General features: G+C 57.5%; 27 protein-coding genes and 1 other RNA gene. 9 read left to right on the forward strand and 19 right to left on the reverse strand.

Annotated elements, in window-relative coordinates; all coding sequences use genetic code 11:
• Positions 1 to 144 precede the first annotated feature (144 nt).
• From AC6I7A_RS16845 to AC6I7A_RS16855, 3 genes are read right to left on the reverse strand one after another with little or no spacing between them, the layout of a single operon-like run.
• The gene (locus tag AC6I7A_RS16845) at positions 145 to 549 is read right to left on the reverse strand and encodes a hypothetical protein (protein WP_498003985.1); all 405 of its coding nucleotides are present in this window, start codon (positions 547 to 549) and stop codon (positions 145 to 147) included.
• The gene (locus AC6I7A_RS16850; protein ID WP_058956499.1) at positions 542 to 1,975 is read right to left on the reverse strand and encodes a PAAR domain-containing protein; all 1,434 of its coding nucleotides are present in this window, start codon (positions 1,973 to 1,975) and stop codon (positions 542 to 544) included. The genes AC6I7A_RS16845 and AC6I7A_RS16850 overlap by 8 nt, the downstream gene beginning before the upstream one ends.
• Positions 1,975 to 2,448, reverse strand: coding sequence for a PAAR domain-containing protein (locus AC6I7A_RS16855; protein WP_058956500.1), 474 nt, complete (start codon positions 2,446 to 2,448; stop codon positions 1,975 to 1,977). Before AC6I7A_RS16855 ends, AC6I7A_RS16850 begins: the two co-directional genes overlap by 1 nt.
• A 149-nt stretch (positions 2,449 to 2,597) precedes the next feature.
• Here AC6I7A_RS16855 and AC6I7A_RS16860 point away from each other — a divergent pair, with 149 nt between their 5' ends.
• The gene (locus tag AC6I7A_RS16860; RefSeq protein ID WP_195910794.1) at positions 2,598 to 2,993 is read left to right on the forward strand and encodes a hypothetical protein; all 396 of its coding nucleotides are present in this window, start codon (positions 2,598 to 2,600) and stop codon (positions 2,991 to 2,993) included.
• Between the two features lie 503 nt (positions 2,994 to 3,496).
• Here AC6I7A_RS16860 and rnpB read toward each other — a convergent pair.
• Together rnpB and rsmI are read right to left on the reverse strand one after the other, a co-directional pair.
• Positions 3,497 to 3,875, reverse strand: an RNA gene (gene rnpB, locus AC6I7A_RS16865) — RNase P RNA component class A.
• 33 nt (positions 3,876 to 3,908) lie between these two features.
• Positions 3,909 to 4,775, reverse strand: coding sequence for a 16S rRNA (cytidine(1402)-2'-O)-methyltransferase (gene rsmI / locus AC6I7A_RS16870; RefSeq protein WP_009087377.1), 867 nt, complete (start codon positions 4,773 to 4,775; stop codon positions 3,909 to 3,911).
• Positions 4,776 to 4,837: 62 nt separating this feature from the next.
• On the opposite strand from rsmI, the gene AC6I7A_RS16875 reads away from it, so the two are divergent.
• The 4 genes from AC6I7A_RS16875 to dolP are packed head-to-tail and all read left to right on the forward strand — an operon-like array spanning position 4,838 to position 8,413.
• Entirely contained in the window at positions 4,838 to 6,871 is a 2,034-nt protein-coding gene (locus tag AC6I7A_RS16875) for a penicillin-binding protein activator (protein ID WP_058956502.1), read from the forward strand.
• Positions 6,829 to 7,224 carry a YraN family protein gene (locus tag AC6I7A_RS16880; RefSeq protein WP_009087381.1) on the forward strand — a complete coding sequence of 132 codons (396 nt, stop codon included), beginning with the start codon at positions 6,829 to 6,831 and terminating at the stop codon, positions 7,222 to 7,224. The genes AC6I7A_RS16875 and AC6I7A_RS16880 overlap by 43 nt, the downstream gene beginning before the upstream one ends.
• A gap of 14 nt (positions 7,225 to 7,238) precedes the next feature.
• On the forward strand, positions 7,239 to 7,826 hold the full coding sequence (gene diaA / locus AC6I7A_RS16885) for a DnaA initiator-associating protein DiaA (protein WP_003855538.1): 588 nt from the start codon (positions 7,239 to 7,241) through the stop codon (positions 7,824 to 7,826).
• A gap of 14 nt (positions 7,827 to 7,840) precedes the next feature.
• The gene (dolP, locus tag AC6I7A_RS16890) at positions 7,841 to 8,413 is read left to right on the forward strand and encodes a division/outer membrane stress-associated lipid-binding lipoprotein (RefSeq protein WP_058956503.1); all 573 of its coding nucleotides are present in this window, start codon (positions 7,841 to 7,843) and stop codon (positions 8,411 to 8,413) included.
• Between the two features lie 52 nt (positions 8,414 to 8,465).
• Here dolP and AC6I7A_RS16895 read toward each other — a convergent pair whose 3' ends face one another.
• On the reverse strand, positions 8,466 to 9,170 hold the full coding sequence (locus AC6I7A_RS16895) for a pirin family protein (RefSeq protein WP_058956504.1): 705 nt from the start codon (positions 9,168 to 9,170) through the stop codon (positions 8,466 to 8,468).
• A gap of 129 nt (positions 9,171 to 9,299) precedes the next feature.
• Between AC6I7A_RS16895 and AC6I7A_RS16900 the strand changes: the two genes are divergently transcribed.
• Positions 9,300 to 10,199 carry a LysR family transcriptional regulator gene (locus AC6I7A_RS16900; RefSeq protein WP_009087386.1) on the forward strand — a complete coding sequence of 300 codons (900 nt, stop codon included), beginning with the start codon at positions 9,300 to 9,302 and terminating at the stop codon, positions 10,197 to 10,199.
• An 18-nt stretch (positions 10,200 to 10,217) separates the two neighbouring features.
• Here the strand turns inward: AC6I7A_RS16900 and AC6I7A_RS16905 are convergent, their stop codons facing one another.
• The 11 genes from AC6I7A_RS16905 to pmbA form a co-directional block, all read right to left on the reverse strand.
• Positions 10,218 to 12,128, reverse strand: a complete 1,911-nt coding sequence (locus AC6I7A_RS16905; protein ID WP_058956505.1) for a BglG family transcription antiterminator — start codon at positions 12,126 to 12,128, stop codon at positions 10,218 to 10,220.
• 122 nt (positions 12,129 to 12,250) lie between these two features.
• Complete coding sequence (gene dagF, locus AC6I7A_RS16910) at positions 12,251 to 12,991, reverse strand: 2-dehydro-3-deoxy-phosphogluconate aldolase (protein WP_009087391.1); 741 nt, start codon at positions 12,989 to 12,991, stop codon at positions 12,251 to 12,253.
• Positions 12,988 to 14,109, reverse strand: a complete 1,122-nt coding sequence (locus AC6I7A_RS16915) for a DgaE family pyridoxal phosphate-dependent ammonia lyase (protein ID WP_058956506.1) — start codon at positions 14,107 to 14,109, stop codon at positions 12,988 to 12,990. Before AC6I7A_RS16915 ends, dagF begins: the two co-directional genes overlap by 4 nt.
• Positions 14,093 to 15,223, reverse strand: a complete 1,131-nt coding sequence (locus AC6I7A_RS16920) for an amidohydrolase/deacetylase family metallohydrolase (RefSeq protein ID WP_046102593.1) — start codon at positions 15,221 to 15,223, stop codon at positions 14,093 to 14,095. The genes AC6I7A_RS16915 and AC6I7A_RS16920 overlap by 17 nt, the downstream gene beginning before the upstream one ends.
• Before the next feature lie 43 nt (positions 15,224 to 15,266).
• Positions 15,267 to 15,908, reverse strand: a complete 642-nt coding sequence (locus AC6I7A_RS16925; protein WP_009087397.1) for a DUF4310 family protein — start codon at positions 15,906 to 15,908, stop codon at positions 15,267 to 15,269.
• Between the two features lie 11 nt (positions 15,909 to 15,919).
• The gene (locus AC6I7A_RS16930) at positions 15,920 to 16,696 is read right to left on the reverse strand and encodes a DUF4311 domain-containing protein (protein ID WP_009087399.1); all 777 of its coding nucleotides are present in this window, start codon (positions 16,694 to 16,696) and stop codon (positions 15,920 to 15,922) included.
• A 134-nt stretch (positions 16,697 to 16,830) separates the two neighbouring features.
• Positions 16,831 to 17,130, reverse strand: coding sequence for a DUF4312 family protein (locus tag AC6I7A_RS16935; protein WP_009087401.1), 300 nt, complete (start codon positions 17,128 to 17,130; stop codon positions 16,831 to 16,833).
• A 2-nt stretch (positions 17,131 to 17,132) separates the two neighbouring features.
• Positions 17,133 to 17,489: an SFCGS family glycine-rich protein gene (locus tag AC6I7A_RS16940; RefSeq protein ID WP_009087404.1), complete on the reverse strand. Its 357-nt coding sequence runs from the start codon at positions 17,487 to 17,489 to the stop codon at positions 17,133 to 17,135.
• Between the two features lie 13 nt (positions 17,490 to 17,502).
• Positions 17,503 to 17,838 (reverse strand): glycine dehydrogenase, encoded by a 336-nt coding sequence (locus AC6I7A_RS16945; RefSeq protein ID WP_009087405.1) that lies wholly within the window; start codon positions 17,836 to 17,838, stop codon positions 17,503 to 17,505.
• Positions 17,839 to 18,132: 294 nt separating this feature from the next.
• Positions 18,133 to 18,519, reverse strand: coding sequence for a cytochrome b562 (gene cybC, locus AC6I7A_RS16950; RefSeq protein ID WP_046102594.1), 387 nt, complete (start codon positions 18,517 to 18,519; stop codon positions 18,133 to 18,135).
• A gap of 63 nt (positions 18,520 to 18,582) precedes the next feature.
• Positions 18,583 to 19,923, reverse strand: coding sequence for a metalloprotease PmbA (gene pmbA, locus AC6I7A_RS16955; RefSeq protein WP_009087411.1), 1,341 nt, complete (start codon positions 19,921 to 19,923; stop codon positions 18,583 to 18,585).
• Between the two features lie 115 nt (positions 19,924 to 20,038).
• Between pmbA and yjgA the strand changes: the two genes are divergently transcribed.
• Positions 20,039 to 20,581: a ribosome biogenesis factor YjgA gene (gene yjgA / locus AC6I7A_RS16960; RefSeq protein ID WP_009087413.1), complete on the forward strand. Its 543-nt coding sequence runs from the start codon at positions 20,039 to 20,041 to the stop codon at positions 20,579 to 20,581.
• A gap of 91 nt (positions 20,582 to 20,672) precedes the next feature.
• Here yjgA and mpl read toward each other — a convergent pair whose 3' ends face one another.
• Entirely contained in the window at positions 20,673 to 22,025 is a 1,353-nt protein-coding gene (gene mpl / locus AC6I7A_RS16965) for a UDP-N-acetylmuramate:L-alanyl-gamma-D-glutamyl-meso-diaminopimelate ligase (protein WP_058956507.1), read from the reverse strand.
• Positions 22,026 to 22,193: 168 nt separating this feature from the next.
• On the opposite strand from mpl, the gene fbp reads away from it, so the two are divergent.
• On the forward strand, positions 22,194 to 23,201 hold the full coding sequence (gene fbp, locus AC6I7A_RS16970) for a class 1 fructose-bisphosphatase (protein WP_009087416.1): 1,008 nt from the start codon (positions 22,194 to 22,196) through the stop codon (positions 23,199 to 23,201).
• Positions 23,202 to 23,246: 45 nt separating this feature from the next.
• Here fbp and AC6I7A_RS16975 read toward each other — a convergent pair whose 3' ends face one another.
• Positions 23,247 to 24,806 carry a methyl-accepting chemotaxis protein gene (locus tag AC6I7A_RS16975; protein ID WP_009087420.1) on the reverse strand — a complete coding sequence of 520 codons (1,560 nt, stop codon included), beginning with the start codon at positions 24,804 to 24,806 and terminating at the stop codon, positions 23,247 to 23,249.
• 171 nt (positions 24,807 to 24,977) lie between these two features.
• On the opposite strand from AC6I7A_RS16975, the gene AC6I7A_RS16980 reads away from it, so the two are divergent.
• Positions 24,978 to 25,388 (forward strand): lysozyme inhibitor LprI family protein, encoded by a 411-nt coding sequence (locus tag AC6I7A_RS16980; protein WP_058956508.1) that lies wholly within the window; start codon positions 24,978 to 24,980, stop codon positions 25,386 to 25,388.
• The last annotated feature ends 13 nt before the right edge of the window (positions 25,389 to 25,401 follow it).

The following is a 25,401-nucleotide window of genomic DNA, read 5'->3' on the forward strand; positions in this document are numbered from 1 at the left end:
GTTTTTTAGTAAGACGTCGACGCTGGCCGTTAAGCCGCGTTCGTTCAACTTTACGTCAGGCATCTGCGGCGCTGGAGTTGTCTTGTGTCGCAGACTGTATCGCACTTAGTTTAATAGAGTAAAGCCTGCTAAGGGACGCACCTTTCACACCCAACCGCGCTCTATCGCTAGCATCAGTAGCCCCCCAATGATAAAGAAGATTAGACTGACGACAGCCAGATATATCTCGACGTAGAAAGGTCCGATAAGTCGTTTGGGAAGCCCTCTGATGAAGTCCTTATCATCGTTTTTGGTCAGGATAGAACTGCGATTCCATAATAGAGGGATGTAGATGAACTGCACTTTCGTGCTATAGGCTATGTTGACGTAAAGCGTGTTGACGTTTTCGAACAGCAAGACGGCATCAGGAAGGCTGCCATATTTTTTTTTGTACAGGACGCAAATTTCGCTAAACCGTTTACGGTTTAAGACGGACACGACGATGCTCAATACACCTAATAACAATCCTGTAAGTGTGGCTATAACCGATACTATTTTTATATTAATCATCACTGGTAACCTCATAAAGACCGAGGGTCTCCCCAATGGATTCGCTCGCTTTTCCAACAGACCAGCTAAAAGCTTTATCGCTTCCGTATGCAATTCCGCCAGATACACTGAGCGTGCAAAGCAGCGCTCCCGCTCCTCCTGCCTCTATGGTTGCAGCCCCCAGAACCACAGCACAAATAGTATTTGCTGCGCCAGCGCCAATAATCCTGGCTCCCACAGCTCCACCTACCAGGCCACCTGAAAATTCACCGATGGAAGTAAACGAGGTTTTGGCGCAATTCCTGCCTACAGTGCAGGCTTCGGTGATCTTCGCTGCGGTATCAAAAGCAGAAAGACCAATGCCGATCTTCCCGGCTGTTTCCATCCACTTAACGTACTTCGCCAGCTTCTCGATATGGGTTGCGTAACCTTCAATATCGCTTACGCCTGTTTCGTTCCAGCGGTGTGTAATTGAACGGCTTGAGAGGCCAAGGGCGCTTTTTAGATCTGCGTACTCGTTGAACATGAAGCGATGTTTCATGAACATCTTAAGAACGCTATCAAGCTGACCAAACAAGCGGCGGCGTTCAACGAAGAATTGTTCGCCAATCAGTGTGCCGCTGGTGATGTACTGGTTTTTGTAGGTCTTCTCGATCTCGACAAGGATTTTTTCTACCTGTTCGAAATACCCTTTCGCGGCTTCGGTTGCTTGTCCTGAGTATCCATAAGTATCGCTCGCCGTACTGGCAGCAGCGGCGAACATCTCAATGGTGTCTTTGTGTTTGAAAAGGAAGTTGGCTTGCTGAATGGAAAGAGGGGCTAACGCTGCATCAACTCGCGCTTTCGCAGCCAGCATATGTGCAATCTGTTCGCTGTCCTGCTTATTAGGGTCAACCACCAGCATAATAGAACCGGCTTTGTATCTTTCATCCGGGCCGTTCAGCGTTGCAAATAGTTCTTTGGCTCCTGCTGGTGGATTCTCAGTGAATAGCAGGCGCTGCCAGGCTTCTGTAGTACCGCCGTAAGGGATAATGGTAAAACCCGAGTCGATACCCGTTTTCTTTTTAGCGGACTGGGCGTGCTGTTCCGGTTCTGGCTCGATTGGCCCTGGAAGTACGGGCATCTTAACAAGTTGAGATAGATCGGTGTGCGTGACTGTTGCTTCTCCACCAGGTTCGTAATCATCATCCCAGTTTGAATTGAGGAATTTGGATTTACAGGGGCAGGAGCTATAGCTGTGCAGTGTTCCGGCAATCCTTTTGCCGTGTATGTCATCATCAAGCCCACCACAGATACGGTAAATCCCTGGATGTTTGCCACAAGTTACTTTATGCCCTTCGCAGGACATATCTCTGCCAAAATGCTGGTGGTCGCTCCATCCCTCAGTGATAACACCACCACATCGTGTTTTATCACCCCTGAATAAATAGTATCCCTTAACCCCCATCAGTGCTTACACCCTGACATAGTCAAGAATCCTTCCGGGAGTTCGCGGCCTTCACGAAAAACCAGTTTGCTGTACGATTGTGGGGTAGAGATTATTTCATCGCCATTATCAAGCATACTGCCAACGAGTGCAGCGGATGCGCCCTGCATGATTCGGGCCTTACCAGCACCAGAAATAATAGTGGCCTCGCTGCCATCACCATATACAACCTTGTCACCCATCCGAGCAACTTGTAATCCTCCGGTAGTCGCACAGCCTGAAGCATGGCGAATGACTCCACCGCGACGGGTAAGACTTCCAGCGACTGCAAACCGGAAAACGTGAGCTAACGGGCGGCTTAAGTGCTGTTTATTAATTTCCTCAAGTTCTTTCCGGGTTTTATCATCGCAGAGTGACAAAAGCTCTTCGTCGTAAGGCGGTTTTAATTGGGCTTCACGTATTTCAGGTGTGATCTCGTTGGTGTACTGCTTCATAAGTCCCTCTACTTGCTATAGAAATAAACACAGCGGTCATTTTACAAACAATGACCACTGGCGCAAAAAGTATTCGACTTAAGTAAAATCACGTTGCGTAACATTCGGTAAACACTATTCTGGCTACGAAATTTCATGTGCTGTCATCGGTGTCGAACGTCTTGCTGTACGGGCATTGGTTCGGTCTGGAGCAAAGTCCGAAACTCATATCGTGGGATCTGCGCTGGGGATTGTTATTTTGCCCCCCCATTTATGTATATGCTCGCGCCAGAGACGCAGGGATGAAAAAATGGCGCTGGCTATTCGCTTTCATCGCAATCACGCTTGGCTGTATTTTTATCAGTACAACCATCAATGATAACGAAGCACTGAAGACATCAGCCGGTGCGATCACCACCTCGATATTCAAGGATAGAAACGTTGATATTCAATGCCTTACCGTAGAGGACTTAAAGAAGGTTTCAGATAAGCATTATCGCGCTAAGCCGATGCTTTCGAATGGGGCAGGCATGCCAATCACCATCGAAGAACGTGATGACGATTAAGTTTATGTGACGTTAGCACAGTTGAGCGGCTTACTTAATTGACAGTACAGGGGAAAGAAATTCCCCCTAATCCTACCCACTCCCGCGCCGCGGAAATTTCTGAAGCCCCCACCTTGTACACAGCCAGCAGCGAAAATATCACAGTCGCATTCTCAGCACGGCCTAACGGATTTTTTCTGTTCGCAATAGTCGCACTGGATCTGTGGCAAATATCTGTAACGGGTGTTAGGGGTTGAGACGAGTAACGTTTAAAGTTAATCGTAACAGGGCAAAGTATGTCCGACAAAAAAGGGAACTGGTACAGGCACGCGGTTTCGATTTGCCGCCAAAGTTCCGCCTCAAAAAAACCACCTGAGGGTAGTCTGAAATGAAGGCTGTAGGGATTACCACGCTTTAGGATGTTGGGGATGGAACAGCCGTTGGTGTGTCTCTTTTGTATCACAGTCTGTGTCACAGTTTTGCCTTAGAAAGCCTGAGACACACCAACGTATTGTTTTTGAATAAGTCGAAGCTGACCGTTAAGCCGGGTTCTGTCGTGGACAGTCATTCATCTAGGCCAGCAATCGCTCACTGGCTCAAGCAGCCTACCCGGGTTCAGTACGGGCCGTACCTTGTGAACCCCTATTTGGCCTTGCTCCGGGTGGAGTTTACCGTGCCACGAACTGTTGCCAGTCGCGCGGTGCGCTCTTACCGCACCCTTTCACCCTTACCTGATCCCATTTCTGGGCCATCGGCGGTTTGCTCTCTGTTGCACTGGTCGTAGGCTTGCGCCTCCCAGGCGTTACCTGGCACCCTGCCCTATGGAGCCCGGACTTTCCTCCCCTCTGCCCGTCTCCCCACAAGTGAGGACGACGACAAAGCGGCGACTGTCTGGTCAGCTTCGGCGCGGGATAATAGGGCATTCGCCCGCGTTTGTCACGCCTCTTGCTGCTCCAGCGCATACTTATAAAGCGCATTTTTCTTTACGCCGTGGATCTCAGCCGCCAGCGCAGCCGCCCGCTTTAACGGCAGCTCTTTCTGCAGCAGCGCCAGCGTTCGCAGCGCATCCGCCGGAAGCGCGTCTTCGTCATCGGCCTTATGGCCTTCAACGATCAGCACCATCTCGCCTTTGCGGCGATTCTCATCTTCTTTTACCCACGCCAGCAGGTCGGCCACCGGCGCGCCGTGGATCGACTCCCAGGTTTTGGTCAGCTCACGCGCCAGCACCACATAGCGATCCCCGCCCAGCTCACTCACCATATCCTGCAGGCTGTCGATCAGACGGTGGGTAGACTCATAGAAAATCAGCGTGCGCGGCTCCTGCACCAGCGCGCGCAGAGCGTCACAACGCCCCTTGGTTTTGGCCGGCAGAAACCCTTCGTAACAGAAACGATCGGACGGCAGCCCGGCGGCACTTAACGCCGCAATGGCGGCACAGGCGCCTGGCAGCGGCACCACCCGGATGCCTGCTTCGCGGCAGCGGCGCACCAGATGGTAGCCCGGATCGTTGATCAGCGGCGTGCCAGCATCCGAAACTAAGGCTATGCTTTGACCCTCCTCCAGCTTCGCAATCAGCAGTTCAGCCTTGTGCTGTTCGTTGTGATCGTGAAGTGCGAAGAGTCGCGCATTGATGGCGAAATGTTGTAGCAACAGCCCGGTATGACGTGTATCTTCCGCAGCGACCAGATCGACGCTCGAAAGCACCGTCAGCGCCCGCTGGGTGATATCACCCAAATTACCAATCGGGGTTGGAACGATGTAGAGCGTGCTGGCAGAAATCTCTGCCCGATCGAGTTGTTTCATTGTTTCATCCGAATTGCCGATTTAATATTGAGCATCTTGAAAAAAACATCACTGGATACAGTATGCTTCCTTCAAAAGTCGTTCGTCATAAAGCAGGACGCTTTCTGCCTGTCATTCTTGCTGGGCTGATTTTAGCCGCGTGTAGCGGTCAGGGGCCGCAAACCTCAACCGTCAATATTCAGGGGCCTGCCACAGCCAGCTCCGCTTACTATCTGCAGCAGGCGCAGCAAAGCAGCGATGATAGCAAGACCGACTGGCAATTACTCGCAATCCGCGCCCTGTTGAAGGAAGGAAAGTATCCTGAAGCGACCCAGCAGCTGAGTCAGCTGCCGCAGCAGCTCTCTGAGACGCAGCAGCAGGAATCGCTGCTGCTGAAAGCGCAGCTGCTGATTGCCCAGCAGAAGATCAAAGAGGCTGAGCCACTGCTGGCTGACGTGAAAACCGGTGCATTATCGAAGGATCAGCTGGCGCGTTTTTACAGCCTGCAGATCGCCAGTGCACAGGGTCGCCCTTCTCTCTCCCTGTTGCGCACCTACATTGCGCAGGAGCCGCTGCTGACCGGCAGCGACCATCAGGCCAACATCGACGCCACCTGGCAGGCGCTGACGCAGATGTCGCCGCAGGAGGCCAGCAACCTGGTCATTAACGCCGATGAAAACGTGCTGCAGGGCTGGCTCGACCTGCTTGCCGTCTGGCGGGCTAACACCCAGGATGCCGGGATGCTCAAGTCGGGCATCAAAGACTGGCAGACCCGCTATCCGCAGAATCCGGCGGCCAAAACGCTGCCGACGCAGCTGAGCCAGATGCAGAACTACACCAAAGCCTCAACCAGCATTATCGCGCTGCTGCTGCCTATGAATGGTCAGGCGCAGGTCTTCGCGAATGCGATTCAGAAAGGCTTTACTGACGCGAAGAATGGCGTCTCCGCCCCTGCGGCTCAACCGGCGGCCGCACAGCCCGCCGCGACGGATGGCACGGCCAGCACGCAACCGGCAGCCGTCGCCGGCTCGGCTTCCGACCCGATTAGCGCGCCGCAACAGCAGGCGGCTGAAGCCACCCCGCAGGCGCAGCCTCAGTCTCAGCCTGCCGCCACCGCCGAACCGGCCAGCAACGCTCAGATTAAGGTCTATGACACCAGCAGCCAGCCGATTGAGCAGGTGATGCAGCAGGCCCAGCAGGATGGTGCCACCCTCGTGGTGGGGCCACTGCTGAAGAGCAACGTGGAGAAAGTGGCTAACAGTCAGACGCCACTCAATGTTCTGGCGCTTAACGAGCCGGAAACGATCCAGAACCATCCGAATATTTGCTACTTTGCGCTTTCTCCTGAAGACGAAGCGCGCGATGCCGCGCACCATATCTGGGATCAGGGCAAACGCGAGCCGCTGTTGCTGGTTCCGCGCAGCGGTCTGGGCGATCGCGTCACCAATGCTTTCGCGCAGGAGTGGCAGACGCTGGGTGGCGGTACCGTGATGCAGCAGCGCTTTGGCTCGACCGCTGAGCTGAAGCAGGGCATCAACAGTGGCGCGGGCATCAGCCTGTCAGGCACGCCGGTGAATGCGGCCCCTGCCCAGCAGCAGCAGGGTGTGTCCATTGCCGGTCTGACCATTCCGGCGCCGCAGCAGAGCACGCCAGAGGCCGTCAGCACCAGCAGCGGCGGAGGCGTCGATGCGGTCTATATCGTTTCCACCCAGGATGAGCTGCAGCTGATTAAGCCGATGATCGCCATGCGCACCGGCAGCCGCAGCAACATTTCGCTTTATGCCAGCTCGCGCAGCGCGCAGGCGGGTGCCGGTCCCGATTTCCGTCTGGAGATGGATGGCCTGCAGTTCAGCGATATTCCTCTGCTCTCCGGCAGCAATCCGGGCCTGATGCAGCAGACCTCGAAGTCATTCAACAATGACTACTCGCTGGTGCGCCTCTATGCCATGGGGATGGATGCCTGGACGCTGGCCAATCACTTTAACCAGATGCGTCAGTCACCGGGTTATACGCTGGATGGCAACACCGGTAAGCTCAGCGCCAACACGGATTGTGTGATCAACAGGAAGTTGACATGGAACCAGTATCGTCGGGGCGAAATCGCACCGGCCAACTGACCCGCCGTCAGACTGGCGCCCGGTATGAAGAAGATGCCCGGCGCTATCTGGAGCAGGCGGGCCTGAAATGGGTCGCCAGCAATGTTCACTTTCGCGGGGGTGAACTTGACCTGATAATGCGTGACGGGCACTGTTGGGTGTTTGTCGAAGTTCGCTACCGCCGCGATGCGCGCTACGGTGGCGCACTCGCCAGCATCACCCGCAGCAAACAGCAGAAGCTGCTGCGCGCTGCCGCTCTCTGGCTGGCGCAACGCGGCGGCAGTTTTGCAACGGTGAATTGCCGTTTCGACATCATCGCCATTACCGGCACGGCGCTCGAGTGGCTGCCGGATGCCTTTAATGCAGACGTTTAGAACCAGGTGGTTGTGTGCAGGAAAGAATTAAAGCGTGTTTTACTGAAAGTATTCAGACCCAGATTGCTGCCGCTGAGGCGCTGCCCGATGCCATCTCCCGTGCGGCCATGACGCTGGTACAATCTCTGCTGAACGGCAATAAGATCCTGAGCTGCGGCAACGGCGCCTCATCCGCCAATGCCCAGCACTTCGCCGCCAGCATGATCAACCGTTTCGAAACCGAGCGCCCCAGCCTGCCGGCGCTGGCGTTAAGTGCAGACAACGTGATGCTGACCGCGATTGGTAACGATCGCCTGCACGATGAAATTTATGCCAAGCAGGTGCGCGCGCTGGGCCACGCAGGTGATGTGCTGCTGGCCATCTCAACCCGTGGCAACACCCGCGACATTGTGAAGGCCGTTGAAGCCGCGGTAACACGCGATATGACGATCGTTGCGCTTACCGGGTATGATGGCGGTGAGCTTGCCGGACTGCTGGGCCCGCAGGATGTGGAAATCCGTATTCCCTCACACCGCAGTGCCCGGATTCAGGAGATGCATATGCTCACCGTTAACTGCTTATGCGATCTGATCGATAACACCCTCTTTCCCCATCAGGAATGACCGAAGGAGCACGAATGAAAGCATTGAACGCTATCGCTATTCTGTTAACCGCCCTGCTGCTGCAGGGCTGTGTCGCCGTGGTTGCCGGTGGCGCAGCGGTTGCCACCAAAACCGCCACCGACCCGCGTACGGTCGGCACGCAGGTGGATGACGGCACGCTGGAGCTGCGCGTCACCAATGCGCTGGCGAAAGATCAGCAGATCAAAACCGATGCCCGCGTCATCGCCACCGCCTATCAGGGCAAAGTCCTGCTGACCGGTCAGGCACCGTCGCAGGAGATCGCTAATCGAGCGAAACAGATCACCATGGGCGTGGATGGCGCAACCGAGGTCTATAACGAGATCCGCATTGGTCAGAAAGTGACGCTCGGCACCACCTCGTCAGACACCTGGATCACCACCAAGATCCGCTCGCAGCTGCTGGGCAGCGATCAGGTAAAATCCTCCAACGTGAAGGTGACCACCGAGAATGGCGAAGTGTTCCTGCTGGGTCTGGTGACGCAACAGGAAGGGCAGGCGGCGGCCGATATCGCCAGCCGCGTCAGTGGCGTGAAGCACGTCACCACCGCCTTTACCCTGCTGAAGTAATGCGTAAGACGCAAAAAAGGCGGCCATGGCCGCCTTTTTTATTGCCTGAGGATCAGACCGGGATGTCGATAACCAGTGCCCGGGTCGCTGTTTTCGCCGTCAGCGTCAGCAGCGACTCTTCCTGCAGAAAGGCACCGTCGCCGCACCCGAGCGCTTCCCGATGCGCCGCACCCGATCGGGCTTCCAGCGAACCGTGAATTGACTGCAGATAGGCGCGCGGCCCCTGCAGATGCAGCGCATGCTGCTCGCCCGGCGCCAGTTCGACCTGATGGATCCACACCTGCTGACGCAGTTGCAGGCTCTCATCCACGCCATCCGGCGAGGCGATCAGCTGAGAGGTGCGGCCCGCCATCAGGGCCAGTTTCTGCATCCGCGGATTCTCACGCTCCGGGCAGGCGGCCAGCCACAGCTGCATACGGGTCAGCGGGCGCTCTTTGCTCAGGTTGATTTCGGTGTAACTGACCCCCGGCTGGGCTGAGAGCAGCAGCGCCTCCCCTTCCTGCAAGCTGATCGTGTTGCCTTCGCTGTCGCGATACTCCGCTTCGCCCTGCAGCACGATGTTAAGCACATCGACCTGCGGATAGGTGCGCGGCTGAAAGGCGGCCCCTGGTGCCAGCACTTCCTGATTCAGTACGCGCAGTGACGCGTAGCCCATCAGTTTTGGATCAAAATAGTGGCCAAAAGAGAAACTGTAGCGGGCCTGCAACCAGCCAAAGTCGGCCTGGCCACATGCGGACGCACTGCGTGTCGTTATCATTATTTACCTCCGGCATCCGGTGACGAGGATCGGTCACGGACTCTATGCACACATGGTAAAAGTCTGGACGCCGGATTGTTAGCCAGTTAATCTGCCGGGCATGTTCAAATTTCCTGACAGAGAAACGGGATGGCTAAAGAGCGTGCGTTAACCCTTGAATCGTTACGCGTAATGGATGCGATTGATCGACGTGGTAGTTTTGCGGCGGCGGCCGATGAGCTGGGCCGCGTGCCCTCTGCACTCAGCTATACCATGCAGAAGCTGGAAGAGGAGCTGGATGTGGTGCTGTTTGACCGCTCCGGCCACCGCACCAAATTTACCAACGTGGGACGCATGCTGCTGGAGCGTGGCCGGGTGCTGCTGGAAGCGGCCGACAAACTCACCACCGATGCCGAAGCGCTGGCGCGTGGCTGGGAAACCCATCTGACCATCGTGACCGAAGCACTGGTGCCCATCGACGCCCTCTTTCCGCTGGTGACGCGCCTGGCCGACAAAGCCAATACCCAGTTTTCGCTGGTCACCGAAGTGCTGGCGGGGGCATGGGAGCGGCTGGAACAGGGACGGGCCGATATCGTCATCGCCCCCGATATGCACTTCCGCGCCTCAACCGAGATCAACACCCGCAAGCTCTACACCATGATGAGCGTCTATGTCGCCAGTGCCGACCATCCGATCCATAACGAGCCGGAACCGCAGTCTGAAGTGACGCGGGTGAAATACCGCGGCATTGCGGTGGCGGATACCGCGCGTGAGCGCCCGGTGCTGACCGTGCAGCTGCTGGATAAGCAGCAGCGCCTGACCGTCAGCAGCATGGACGACAAGCGCCGTGCGCTGCTGGCGGGTCTGGGCGTGGGAACCATGCCCTATCCGCTGGTGGAGCAGGATATTGCGGAAGGCCGCCTGCGGGTCGTGAGTCCGGAATATACCCGCGAGGTCGACATTATTATGGCGTGGCGGCGGGACAGCATGGGCGAGGCCAAAGCCTGGTGCCTGCGTGAGATCCCGCGCCTGCTGGCGAAGAAAAACTGACGGCGGCAGAGCATCGTGTTAAGAGCGGCTCAGGCAATCCATCGCCACCGCTCTGAAACTGCTGAAGTCACTGCTCTCCCGCAGGCGGATCATCGCCCTTTCCCGCAGAAACGTGACAAACAGATCGTAGATCGCCATCGCCTCTTCATATTCGCTTTTGCTGATCGCCAGCAGGAAAATCACATAGGCGGTGTCGTCGCCCCAGGCGATGCCCTGCGGGGCCAGCACGGTGTAGACCACGGTTTTCTTCGCCAGCAGCCCCAGCGAGTGCGGCAGCGCAATGCCTTCGCCGAGCATGGTGCTGACAATCGCTTCGCGCTCCTCCACCGACGGATAGAAAGCAGCATCCACGAACCCCTCCGCCTCCAGCTGATCGCACAACTGCCGGAACAGTTCAGACTGGGTCATTGGCCTGTCGACGATATGAAAGTGCTGAGCATCAAAATATTTCGTCAGCATATAGGGACGGGTACGATCCACCAGCACCAGCTTGCCGATCTGCTCCAGCTGGAACCCGGTGGGAAACGGTGACATCACCACCACCGGTTTCTCTTTTTCGCTGAGCCGGATGGTCGAGATCACAAAGTCCTCATCGATGCGGCTGCGCGCCTCATATTCACGCTGAGAGAGGCGTGCCGTCACCTTCAGCTGCGGGTATTTGCGCAGCAGCATCGCCTCAATCATCCGCAGCGTCGAGTTACCGCTGTCGCAGACCAGCAGCACCTGGGGATGACGCTGATAGCCCACGTCATAGTGGCGCTCCAGCCCGACACCGATGTGCAGCACCAGAAAGCCAATCTCATTCTCGCTGATGACGTAAGGGGTATATTTCCCCCAGCTGGTCACCGCCGCTAAGGTGACATCATAGGCCATGGGGTAGTGCTGCTTGATATTGCTGAGCAGCGGGTTAGGAATATGGATCTGGTAGCGCACCCGGGTGATCATGGTCTTGATATGGGTAAGCAGATCGGCACGCAGTTGCTGATCGTTCTGCAGATTAAAGTTGTAGTAGGTGTTGATGAAGCTGAGCAGGTAATCCACCAGCGCATCGGCGTCATCCGCATTGATGGCGCTGGGGGCGATAGCCTGAATACGCCGTGCCGCAATGTTGACCCGCAGCCAGTTCTCTTCAGCCGGTGAGATCGGTTTACTGACCAGCGGGCGCATCAGCGTAATCAGCTGGTGCGCCGCTTCGCGCACGTCATCCCCAATCTCCTCAGCGCCGGGATCGTTAAGCGGATAGCCTTCGCTGATACGGCGCACCGCCACCGCACAGTAGATCCGCAGATAACGTTCTCCCTCATCGCTGAGGCGGATATTGTGTTCAGCAAAGCAGCGTTGCAGCAGCGGCTGGAGGGTTTCCAGCATACCGCTGTTGAGCGCTTCAATGGTCAGCAGCGGACTCTCCGGCTGTGACTGATCGATTTGCCACAGCAGATCGGTCAGGCAGGTTCGGATCGCCACTTCGCTGCCGAACAGCTTCATGCCGTAGTGAGGCTTGCTTTCAATCGTCAGGTGATAGCGTCCCAGCCACTCGCGCACTTCCGCCATATCGTTCTGCAGGGTGGCGCGGCTGACAAACCACTCCTCGGCCAGCTCTTCAAGTTTCAGCGAATAGGCCGCAGTGAGAAACCGGGTCAGCAGATAACGGATGCGGTCGGGCGACGTGCGCGGGATGCGCAGCGGTGAGGCGCTGTGTTGCTGCAGATGCTGAAAGCGCTGAGCATCCTCAATCTTCAGCTGATAGCCCGCGCCGCGGCTCAGGACGAACTGCGCACCATGTTCAGCCAGCAGCGCATTCAGCGCCGTGATGTCGGTGCGTACGGTGCGGGTCGAGACGGCAAAACGCCGCGCCAGTTCATCCTGAGGCAGCGTTTCGTTTTGCAGGGCATCAAACAGTTGCGCAAGGCGCTGATTGGGAAATCTCACGACAGTTACCTGTTTACAGAGAAAATCAGGGAAACGGAAACTCAGCCTACGGGGATCGTGACGCAACGTCCATGTTGCGTGCGCGGCCTGCCACCCGATCGGCCTGCCGCGCGGCGCGATCCTCAGGGCAGCAGCGTTTTACAGATCGCCAGCAACCGCTGCACATCCTCGATCCGGGTTTCACCACTCGCTTTGTCGATGATCGAACTGTAGACGTGCGGGATCACTTTGCTGACGCCCGCTTCCAGCGCAATGCGTACGATCTCGCCAACGTTCTCCAGATCGATGCCGCCGGTGGGCTCCAGCCAGAAATCCATTTTTGCGCAGGCGTCTGCTACGGCGCGATACTCATCCACCGCCTGTAAACCGCCCATCGGAAAATATTTCACCGAGCTGCCGCCCATATCCTGCAGCATGGCAATCGCGGTTTCGATCGGAACGATCCCGTCAGGCTGTGTTGCGCTGCGCGGGCCGGTCGAGATTTTTACCTTACCCGGCGTGCCGGTGGGTGAGATCAGACCGTTGACGACGGTCTGCGACTGGCCCAGCAGCGCCCGGCTGGTGGCCACGCCGGTGAAGACCTGATTGACATGCTGGGGTTGCAGCACCTCCGCCAGCTCACTCACCATCTGTGACTGCCGGGGATCGCCCGCGCCCAGACCAATTGAGAGTGCGTTGTCGATCAGCGCAGCGTACTCGCTCATGTCGGCGATGGCAGCGTCATTGCTGGCATAGTTTTTTGACAGCACGCCGACCAGCACATGCCCTTCGGCCGCCTGCCAGATGGCGCGCGCATTCTCTTTTGATCCCGCCAGTACGTTAAGGCAGAGACGATCCTGATAAAAGTTGGGGGTCAGCGTCATGCGGTTTTCTCTCCGGTTAACAGCGTCTGAATACGGGTGAAAATGGTGTGCAGTTGATCGGCGCTGACGCTGCGTACGTCCGCCTCAATGATCCCTTCATTGGCTTTGTAGCCACGGAAATAGATCGCGACGTCGCCCTTTTTCAGCGCCTGCACCAGATCGCCGGTGCGCAGCCCGATCGCCGCTTCGTCAAATTTGATCTCTGCACGGGCAATGTCACGTCCGGCGGCATCCCACACCACGCGGGCCGTGACGCCATTCAGATGGTTCAGCTGTTCGATGAACGGTGTCATTTTTTCCACCATCTGCGCGCCGCTGATTTTTGGCTGAGTCAGATAGTTTTCAATCGCGTGGGTCAGGCCGAGAATGCCCTCTTTGCCGACTTTCATTGCACGGCCAATCCCGTTGGTCTGGCGTTTGACCCACTCAACGTAGTGGTGGCGGCCAATTACCAGGCCGCTGGTCGGGCCTTCCAGCGCTTTTGCACCGCTGTAGATCACCAGGTCGGCGCCCGCTTCGTAGTAGCACTGCAGATCCTCTTCTGCGGCCGCATCGACAATCAGCGGGACGCCGTGCTGACGCGCAACGGCGGCAGCCTGCGCCACATCAAGGTGGCTCTTCTGCACGCAGTGATGCGATTTCACATAGAGGATCGCCGCGGTCTGTGGGGTGATCGCCGCCGCCAGCTGCGCGGGCGAACACTCATTGCTGTAACCCGCCTCCACCAGCTGGCCGCCTCCCAGCGCCACCATGCTGCCGACCGGTGCGCCGTAGTTCACGTTATGCCCTTTCGGCACCACAATCTGATGCGGGACGCTGAGCGGCGCGGCATGCAGGCTATCCAGCAGCCAGTCGTTATCTTTTACGATGACCGCCGCCACGCTCTGGGCGATGCCTGCCGAGGCACAGGAGACCACCACCGCGTTCTCCACCTTCAGCAGACCGGCGATGTAAGCCCCGGTTTTATCGACCAGGTCTTTCATTTCGAAGTAGTGATCGAGGCCATATTTCACCGTGTCGATCACGTCGCTCGACGGCGTGGAGACGCCGAGAATCGTCATACGGCCAGAGGCGTTAATCACCGGCTTCAGGCCATACTTTTCATAAACCGAGGTCATGTGCTGCTCCTTCTTCTGTCGCGATCCACTGACCCGCGACGACTGCCGCCAGCGGGACCAGATGCTTCTCACCGGTTACCGTTTCACCTTCTGAATCGATGAAGGGCCGGTTTTCCTCTTTGACGCTAAAAATGGTCAGGTCGGCGTCATAGCCGACTTTCAGCTGCCCCTTGCGCGGCAGCCGCAGCCCTGCCGCCGCGTTGACCGTCACGCAGTCAATCACCTGCGGCAGCGTCATGCCGACGCTGAAGAATTTCGACATGACATGGGCCAGGCTGTGAACCGGGCCAGCCAGACGGTTGCGGCAGTAAATGTCAGAGCTGATGGTATCGGGCAGAATGCCCTGCGCTATCGCCACCCGGGCGACCTCAAAACTGAAACTGGCACCGCCGTGGCCGACATCGAGCTTCACGCCGCGCGCGATAGCCTGTTTAACGGCGGCCTTGAGTTCGCCCTGCGGCGTCAGAATGCGGTTAGGTTTGCCGTTAAAGCAGTGGGTGATGATGTCGCCCGTGGTGAGCAGATCCGCAATCTGGTCAAGATTGGGCGGATTGTTGCCAATGTGGACCATCAGCGGCAGCCCGCCGCTCTGCTGCTGAATCGCCTTCGCGCGGATCAGCGGCTGGATACCGTTTTCACCCACCACGCTGCTGCTGATGCGCGCCTTCAGCCCCACGATAAAATCGGGCAGCCGGGCCACCGCCTGCTGCACCGCCTCGCCATCGATCTGCCTCATGTCGGCCAGTTCGTTCTGAGTGACGATACCGGTGCGGGCGATGTTGATCAGGGCATACACCTGGGTCTGCGCCGCGCGGGTCAGCTGGTAAAAGTCATCAATATGATCGGCACCGGTGCTGCCCGCATCGACCACCGTCGTCACGCCGTGGGCCACGCCTATCGCATCGGCTTCATCATGGTAGATGGGGGATTTGGGATAGCAGTGAACGTGGGAGTCGATCCAGCCTGCGCTGAGGTAGTAGCGACCCGCCAGATCGCGTTCCTGGTGTGCGCTGCCCTGCACCCGGCCAACGGCGGCGATGCGGCCATCCTGCACCGCGATGTCGACCACCTGCTCATCGCTGAGTCGCGCAGCGCGGATAATCAAGTCGTACATGGTTTCTCCTTAACGGCAGCCCGCTACCGGGCTGCCGGTGAGATCAGAGCGCGATCGGGAAAATCGCACCGAGGATCATGGCGCCGAGGATGGCGCCACCGGTGATCGGCTTGTTCCAGAGATAGAACAGCAGCGCCCCCAGCAGTGAACCCAGACCAATCGGAATCGACGCCGTCATGGCTGACAGGATAATCAGCGGGCCGAGGAAGCGTCCGGAGGCATTACCCGCGCCCATCATGACGTCTGCGCCGTAGGTGGAGTCGCTCTGATTGATGGTGAATTTACGCGCCAGGATAATGACGTAGCCAATCGCCACCCCAATCACCAGACCCGTCGCCAGTGAGGCGGCAAAGTTCGCCACCGGGAAGACGATACCCGCGCCCAGCAGCAGGGCCGGAACGCCCAGGCCGACACCGGTCTGAATCGCGCCGCCGATATCCAGAATCCCCACCAGCGACCCTTCGATAATGCGGGCGAACAGGAAGCTGGCACCAAAGGCGGCGACCGCGCCGTAGACGCCGGTCTCCATGCCAGAGCGCAGCATCGACACAAACGCCACTTCGTTGAACGCGCCGATGCCATAGAGGTAGTACATGTGGGTTCCGGCAAACACGCCGGCGGAGAGCAGGCCAACAAAGATCGGGAAAGACCAGTCGGCGTACCAGAAGCCTTTATTTTCGTTCATTGCATCGCCTCCTATTTGCCGCTGACGGAGTTATGGATCATGTCGAGCCAGCCGGGAATGCCGAGCTGGAAGGACTGCAGCAGTTTCATATCGAAACCGCGGAAGAAGCCGCTCAGCACAAACAGCAGGACGATGGCGGTCATCATCACTTTGGTGACCCGGTTCCAGCCGCTCTCTTCGACCCCTTTGCCGATCAGAATACCCAGCACCAGGCCCGGCACGGCGTTGCCCATGATCAGCTGTGCCAGACCGCCGAAAATGGTGGCCCAGAAACCTGACTTTTTGCCCGCGTCGATGGCCGCCAGCCAGAAGATGACCGGCATGACGGTGTTAACCAGCAGGTTAGCCGCCGGCACCAGCACTTTAACGGCCGTGACCTGAAGCGCCGCCGGAACGGCCGAGGCGGTGGAGTTGAGGAAGGCGACCACGACCATGCCGATAATGCCGCAGGCGATGGCCATTTTTTTCGGATTGTGCAGCGTTTCCGCCACGTTGCGGTTTTTGACCATCAGTGCCGCCGCACCCCAGTTTGGAATGATGCGGTGATCCACATCCTGGGTGAATGAACCGGCTGCAACAGAGGATGCCCAGGCGTTGAAAAAGAAGCCGAGACCAAAGGAGAAGTGGGAAGCGGGATCGCCTTCGCATGAGTTCAGCTCGCCCAGCGTACGAAAGGCGCCCATCCCCTGGGTGGTTGGCGCATGAAACATGCGTGCGGCACCCGCGCCGACGCCGACGCCCACCAGCCCGCCAATGATCAACGACTTAAACAAAATGATTAAAAACATGTTGTTGTACCTTGTTGTCGTTTTTTTAATCCCGTCAGACTTCAGCCGCCGCCGCCTCACTCCGGCCTGCCTGACGCGCGTGCGCGACAGCAGAGGAGCGGGCTACAGACAGGCTGACGTTAACAGGCGCTGTTTTATGATGCCGCCGTAAACGTCACCTGTTCGGTGTCGAAAACGGTGACGCTGACGGTGATCTCCAGCGTGACGCTGTAGTTCCGCCGCTGGCGCGCCAGAAAGAAGAAGAGAAACTTCTCGGTCCTGACGCTCTCCTGCGCGCGCAGCACCCGGACATCCTGAGGTTCAATGCGCAGCAGAATTTTTTGTGTCGCGCGCAGAACCTGGTTCTGCACACGACTCAGGGCATCGGCGAAGGCTTTCGCTTTGGTGTCGCCTTTGCCCTCGACCGTCACCTGGGTAACGTAGTGTTCTTTCATAATCAGCTGCCGTGCTTCTTGTTCCAGGCCTGCACCAGCCGCTCACCCAGCTCTTCTTTGTCCATAAAGCCGAAGCCCAGTACGGTGGCCCCTTCGTTGATGGCGGTCACCCCTTCATCGATAGAGCGCATGCCATGCTTCGCTTTGTAGCCATATTTGTTCTGCGCGGTGATGGCACCTGCGCCGCCGCTGCCGCAGAACGAGATGCCGAAGTCGGCGTTTTCTGCCTTCATGACGTCACCCAGTTTCATGTCCGCCGCCACACCCGGCACCACCACCGCACGGCCGCCCGCTTTTTCGATACCTGCGGCCACTTTCTGCCCTTTCCCTAAACGATCGCCAATCACGACTGTCACCATGTTCTTTTCCTCTTCAGTTGTTGGATCGTGCGACTTCAATGTGAACCGACAGCAGCCAGGCCTCTTCACGCGGCAGATTGCCAAACAGATCCACCACCTGCTGCGCCAGCGCGACGGTTTCCGGCGGAATATCCTCAAACAGCTCCGCTTCCACTTCCGGCAGCGGCTCGCCACTCAGAGAGCGTGATGCCATGGCCCGGACGTGGGATTCCAGCATCTGCTGCTGAACCGCGTTAGGCTGGATACCATGCTGCTGATAGATCGCCGCAATTTGCGTCATGACACGTTCTGCCAGTTGCTGCACTTTCTCCGGTGGCGCTTCATACACCGGGATGCCGTTATTGCTCACCTTGTTACTCCTGTTGAACCGGATAATTCGCGTTGAAAATAAATTAACCGTCCCGGCTCCCGCTGTGGAGAGGCAACATTTCCAGCAGCAAGCGGAAATTGAGGTGAAGGCTGTGCGTCAGATCGCAGAGTGCACACTTCGTGCGAAAAATGACTCTTTGTGCGCAAAATAATGAATTTAACTGTGCCGGATCTTGATGTTGTGCAACATCACGGCAGGTCCGATACGTTTTAAGGCGCGGTGATAAGCAGAAGTGATGGAAAAAACCGCCGGTCGGGCTGACCGGCGGTCTGATTAGCGGAATTTCTTATGGTTGGTATTGCGGATTTCATCAAACTTCGCGGCTTCGCGCTTTGCGCCCTCTACGTTGTTCGCTTTCGCCAGCGTGCTGACCACGTCGATCTGCGCAATCAGCGAGTCGAGACCGGCGTGATAATCTTTGATCTGCGCGCTGTCAGCAGGCTGACCTTCCAGCTTATCGGGCGTGGACTGCTTCGCATCCTGCGCTGCCGCACGCATCCGGGTTAATGCCTGCTGCATCTCCCGGGCATCGTCCGTTTTTTTGACGATTTTCAGGTTCGCATTCAGCGTGTCCATATCCTGCTCCAGATCCGCCGCACAGAGGCTGACGCTGGAGAACATCAGAGAAGCCGACAACATTGCAATTAGCTGCTTACGCATCATTACTTCCTTTTTATTGTGACGAAAAAAAAGCAGCCAACAGGCTGCTTCAGGAATGCGTCGTTATTGTCCCGCTATCTTCATTTCAGGCAGTAAGACTGAACCGCACTGAATATTGCTGCGGGTTTCGATATCGTCGCCGATGGTCACCATATTGCGCCACATCTCTTTGAGATTTCCGGCGATGGTGATTTCACTGACCGGATACTGAATCACGCCATTTTCGACCCAGAAACCTGCCGCACCGCGCGAGTAGTCACCGGTGATGGCGCTGACACCCTGTCCCATCAGTTCGGTGACCACCAGACCGGTGCCCATCTGCTTGAGCAGATCGTCAAAGCTGTGGCCCTGACCGGCAATGCGCCAGTTGTGAATGCCACCCGCGTGACCGGTGCTGGTCAGGCCCAGTTTACGGGCGGAGTAGCTGGTTAACAGCCAGGTCTGCAGGACGCCCGCCTGGATAATGTCGCGCGCCTGGGTGCGCACCCCTTCGCTGTCGAATGGCGTCGAGGCGAGACCTTTCAGCAGGTGCGGCTGCTCACTGATGGTGAGCCACTCCGGCAGGATCTGCTGACCCATCGCATCCAGCAGGAAGGTTGATTTCCGGTAAACGCTGCTGCCGCTGATCGCCCCGACCAGATGACCAAACAGGCCGGTCGCCACTTCAGAGGCGAAAATCACCGGCGCTTTCATGGTCGGAAGTTTGCGCGGGGCAAGACGGGAGAGCGTGCGACGCGCGCACTCTGCGCCGACCCACTCCGGGCTTTTCAGATCCTCAAACGCGCGGCCGATGGTGTAGGCGTAGTCGCGCTCCATGTTGCCATCCTGCTCGGCGATCACGCAGCTGGAGAGCGAGTGACGGCTTGAGCAGTAGCTCTGCAGCATGCCGTGGCTGTTACCGAACACCTTGATGCCGACATGACTGTTAAAACTGCCGCCTTCGGTGTTGGTGATACGCTTGTCTGCGCGCAGTGAAGCCTCTTCAGCCTGCGCGGCCAGTTCAATGGCGCGGTCGGCATCGATCTCCCACGGATGGTAGAGATCCAGGTCTGGCGCATCATAGGCCAGCAGCGCCGCATCCGCCGGGCCGGCAAAGGGATCGGGCGAGGTGTAGCGCGCAATATCGATCGCCGCCTGCACGGTACGTTTGATCGCGTCCGGGCTGAGGTCGGTCGATGAGGCGCTGCCTTTACGGTTCTGATGATAGACGGTGATGCCCAGCGCACCGTCGCTGTTGAATTCGACGTTTTCCACTTCGCCATAGCGGGTGCTGACCCCGATGCCGGTGGTTTTACTGACCGCTACTTCCGCGCTGTCAGTGCTTGCTTTAGCCAGTTCAAGTGCCTGCGCAATCGCCTGCTCCAGTACTTTTCGCTGTTCTGCAACCTGAGTAGATACGTTCATCGACCTGCCGTCTAATCTTATGTGTGAATGATTTGAGTCTATCAGAGTCAGAGAACAATTTCGCAGTCACCCGATAAACTGGTAGGATTAGCCTCTTTTTTTTGGGAGCCCGGAAATGACCAGACAGCCCGATGAGTGGCTCGACGATGTGCCAGATAATGACGAACAGGAAGATGAAGAGATTATCTGGGTCAGTAAGAGTGAAATTAAACGCGATGCCGAAGAGTTAAAACGCCTGGGCGCCGAACTGGTAGAACTGGGTAAAAACTCGCTGGATAAGATCCCGCTGGATGAGCGCCTGCGCACCGAGATCGAACTGGCGCAGCGTATTAAGAAAGAGGGCCGTCGCCGTCAGCTGCAGCTGATCGGTAAACTGCTGCGCAGTATTGATGTCGAGCCGATCCGCGTTGCGCTGGACAAGCTCAAGAACCGCCACAACCAGCAGGTTGCGCTGTTCCATAAACTGGAAATGCTGCGCGATCGTCTGATTGAACAGGGCGATGAGGCGATCAGCGACGTGATTGCACTCTATCCTGACGCCGACCGTCAGCAGCTGCGCAGTATGATCCGCAACGCGCAGAAAGAGAAAGCGGGCAACAAGCCGCCGAAGTCAGCCCGTCAGATTTTCCAGTACCTGCGCGAACTGGCCGAAGCCTGATAGCCCGGATAGCCGGTCTGTCGTGGCCGGTAGCAGGAAGCACGTCAGAACGTCACCGGAAAATGAGCGCCCGTTACGGGCGCCCGTCATCTCAGGCCAGTCTGTCCAGCAGCTTCTGGTGAATGCCGCCAAACCCGCCGTTGCTCATCACCAGAATCGAGTCGCCTGGCTGTGCGGCTTTCGCCACCATCTCGACCAGCGTATCGATATCTGCGCTCCAGTGCGCAGGCGGAATGCACGCTTCGGCGACGTCAGAAACCTGCCACGGAATGTGGTGCGGCTGGAACAGAAAGACCTCATCCGCTCGTGCCAGTGACGGCGCCAGATCGTTTTTGCTGACGCCCATCTTCATGGTATTCGAGCGCGGTTCCAGGACAGCCAGAATGCGCGCTCTGCCGCCAACCTTGCTGCGCAGGGCCGCCAGCGTTGCCAGAATCGCGGTCGGATGGTGCGCAAAGTCATCATACACTTTGATGCTGTTCACTTCGCCACGCAGCTCCAGCCGGCGACGCGCATTGATAAAGCTGTTCAGCGCCTGGCCTGCATCTTCCGGTTTCACACCCACATGACGCGCGGCGGCAATTGCCATCAACCCGTTATGCATATTGTGTTCGCCGACCAGCGCCCAGTTCACCTCGCCGACCTTCTCGCCATTGAGCCAGATTTCCCAGTGCGAGGCATCGGGCGTCAGCTTCTTCGCCTGCCAGCGCCCGTGGTCGCCCACGCTCTCCTGCTCGCTCCAGCAGCCCATCGCCATCACCTGCCTGATGTTGGCGTCATGCTCCGGCAGCAGGATCTTGCCCTGACCCGGCACGATCCGGACCAGATGGTGGAACTGCTTCTGGATCGCCCGCAGGTCGTCAAAGATATCAGCGTGATCGAACTCAAGGTTGTTGAGGATCAGGGTACGCGGGCAGTAATGGACAAACTTGGAACGCTTGTCGAAAAAGGCACAGTCATACTCATCCGCCTCAATGACGAAGAATGGACTTTTTCCTAATTTTGCCGAGACATCGAAGTTTCCTGGCACCCCACCAATAATGAAGCCGGGTTCCAGGCCGCAGGCCTCGAGAATCCACGCTGCCATGCCGGCTGTGGTGGTTTTCCCGTGGGTTCCCGCCACCGCCAGCACCCAGCGGTCGCGTAACACGAAATCGTGCAGCCACTGCGGGCCGGAGAGGTAAGGAATGTTGCGTTCCAGCACCGCTTCCACACAGGGATTACCGCGCGTCATCGCATTACCGATAATCACCAGGTCAGGGGCCGGGTCGAGCTGGCTCGCATCGTAACCTTCTGTTAATTCAATGCCTTGCTGTTCGAGCAATGTGCTCATTGGCGGGTAAACGTTGGCGTCTGAACCGGTCACCTGATGACCAAGTGAACGGGCCAGCACGGCCAGACCGCCCATAAAAGTGCCACAAATCCCGAGGATGTGAATGCGCATAACGTGATCCATTACTCTAAAGTTCGGCGCACAGTGTAACCCTGCTCGCAGACGGAAGAAACGGATTAGGACTATGGTTTTTGAAGTTCAATCGGCTAAACTGCGTACGCATCCGTTGGCAGACTGTTACGCGTGCTGCCACTCCATCGCAGATTCAGGGAATGTGTTATGAAAACGTTGGGCGAATTTATCGTCGAGAAGCAGCACGACTTTCCGCACGCCACAGGGGAACTGACGGCGCTGATCTCAGCTATCAAGCTGGGTGCCAAAATTATCCACCGCGACATCAATAAAGCCGGTCTGGTGGATATCCTCGGTGCCAGTGGTGTGGAAAATGTTCAGGGTGAACAGCAGATGAAGCTCGATCTGTTTGCCAACGAAAAACTGAAGGCCGCACTGAAAGCACGTGGCATCGTCGCCGGTATCGCGTCTGAGGAAGAAGACGAGTTCGTCATCTTCGAAGGTGAGGAGAACGGCAAGTATGTGGTGTTAATGGACCCGCTGGATGGGTCATCTAACATCGACGTTAACGTCTCTGTCGGCACCATTTTCTCTATCTATCATCGCGTCAGCGAACCGGGCACCCCGGTGGTTGAAGCGGATTTCATGCAGCCCGGCAACAAACAGGTCGCGGCCGGTTACGTGGTTTACGGCTCCTCCACCATGATGGTTTACACCACCGGTGCAGGCGTGCATGCCTTTACCTACGATCCGTCGCTGGGTGTCTTCTGCCTCAGCCATGAACGTATGACCTACCCGGAGACCGGTTACACCTACTCCATCAACGAAGGTAACTACATTCGTTTCCCGCAGGGCGTGAAGAAATATCTGAAGTTCTGTCAGGAAGAGGATCTGCCAACGCACCGTCCTTACACCTCACGTTACATCGGATCGCTGGTCGCGGATTTCCATCGTAATCTGCTGAAAGGCGGCATCTACCTCTACCCAAGCACCGCCAGCCATCCTCAGGGCAAGCTGCGTCTGCTCTATGAGTGCAACCCGATGGCATTCCTGGCAGAGCAGGCAGGCGGTAAAGCCAGCGACGGTCAGAGACGTATTCTGGACATTCCACCGGTCACGCTGCATCAGCGCTGCCCGTTCTACTGCGGCAACGAGGCGATGGTCAACGACGTTGAGCGTTTCCTGGCTGAGTTCCCGGATTGCCGTCAGGGCTAATGCGGCAGAGATAAAAAAGGGCGCGATCATCGCGCCCTTTTTTTATCACGCTGGCTGCAGTCTGAACTGCGCCATGGTTGCCTGAAGCTGATCGGACTGCGCTTCCAGCGACTCGGTCGCGGCCTTCGCCTGCTCCACCAGCGCCGCGTTCTGCTGCGCCGCCACGTCCATCTGCGTGACCGCCAGATTCACCTGCTCGATGCCACGACTCTGCTCGTCAGACGCCATGGAGATCTCCTTCATCAGTGAGGTCACGCGCATCACCTCACCGGAAATCTCATCCATGGTTTCCCCGGCGCGCGTCGCCATCTCACTGCCCTCTTTGACCCGCGACTGTGAATCGCTGATCAGCGTGCGGATCTCTTTGGCTGCATTAGCACTGCGCTGCGCCAGCGTACGCACTTCATTCGCCACCACCGCAAAGCCACGGCCCTGCTCGCCCGCACGTGCCGCTTCAACGGCAGCGTTGAGTGCCAGGATGTTGGTCTGGAACGCGATGCCGTCGATCACGCTGAGAATATCGCCGATGCGATTGGCGCTGTCGGTAATCTCATGCATTTTTTCCATCACATAGCAGACCACCTCCGCGCCGCGGTCGGCGGTATCGGAGACCGCATTCGCCAGCTGATGGGCCTGCTGAGCGTTGCTGGCGTTAAGCCGCACCGTTGCCGTCAGCTGCTCCATGCTGGCCGCCGTCTGCTCAAGCGAAGCGGCAGACTCTTCCGTACGCTGTGACAGGTTGACGTTGCCGGCGGCCAGTTCACGGCTGCCGAGGTCAATCTGCATACTCGCCTCACGCACCTGACTGACGGAGTGACGCAGCGACTGCTGCATCCCGGTCAGTGCATGGTTAAGGCGTCCCAGCTCGTTGTTGCTGGACGGCGGCAGCACCTGAGAGAGATCGCCCGCTGCGATCTGTTCAAGATGCACAATCGCGCTATCCAGCGGCTGCAGCAGCATCCGGCGCAGCAGTTGCCAGGCGAGCACCAGCAGCAGCAGGGTTAAGGCCACCGCCACGGCGATCAGGATTTTCATTTTGGTTTCGTTATGGGCCGCCTGCACCAGCTGCGCCGCCGTGACCTGATCGGCGAACTGGCTGAAGTCCGTGACCGCCTTGTTGTAGCTGGCCGCCAGCGTCGCCAGGTTGCCTTCCAGCAGCTGGTAATACTCGTCGGTGTATTGCTTGTCCAGGGCGCTCATCATCGGCTTGATGCCCTGGTCCAGATAGGCCTTGTAGCTGGCTGAAATCGCATCCGCCAGCATTTTACCGTGTGCCGTTACCGTTCCGGCATCGATAAAGCGCTTGAGCTGTTGCTGGGAGGAGTCGACATCCGCCTGCGACAGTCGGGTGACGGCGGCGCCCTCTTCCAGCATGCCGATTTCAATTTTTCGTACCGCCAGCGCCGCGTTAGCGCGGGCCCGCATTAAATCTGCATTGCTCTGATAAAGACTGTTCAGCTCGATCCCCTGAATGCGGTTGATAACATCCAGCGAGCGGTTCCCTTTGTTAATTGCCACAATACCCATAAAACTCACCGCCAACAGCAGCAGTGTCATAAATGCCAGCAGTGCCAGCAACCCCGTGCGAAGTGATAACTGTTTCATCTTGATCGTTTCCGTTTATGAGAATAGGCGAAATGTCCAGCGGCCCTAAAACGGAACAGATATCGGCAGTAACGGAACGAAACTTTAACCCTGATTGAGTGTTAACAGCTTGATCATCACGGAAACATCAATCAAGCTAATCGCCGCTTACCCCCGACCCGGAGAAACACGATGAAAGCAGGCCTGTTTCTGACGCTGCTGCTGACCAGCACGGTGACGATAGCGGGGGATCTGCCGTCAGATGCCTCGCTCGACCGCTGCCTGAATAACGCCCGGACCACGCTGGACATGAACCAGTGTTACGCTGCCGCCACTCAGGCCTGGGATCAGGCGATGAATAAGGAGTACGGCAGGCTGATGAAAACCCTCACCGGCGAACCCCGGAATAAACTGCGTGCTGCTCAGCGCGCCTGGCTGAGCTATCGGGACAGCTGGCTTGAGGCGGGCTACAGCCAGCTCAGTTCACAGGGCTCTCTGGGCAGTGTGGCGCTGAGCGCCCAGCGTCTGAGCCTGGTGCGCAATCAGGCGCAGATGCTGCAGGCGATGGCAAGGGGCAGTTGCGCTAACCCCGACGACTGCTGATCTGACCCGATTT

The sequence above is a fragment of the Type-F symbiont of Plautia stali genome (assembly GCF_059731105.1).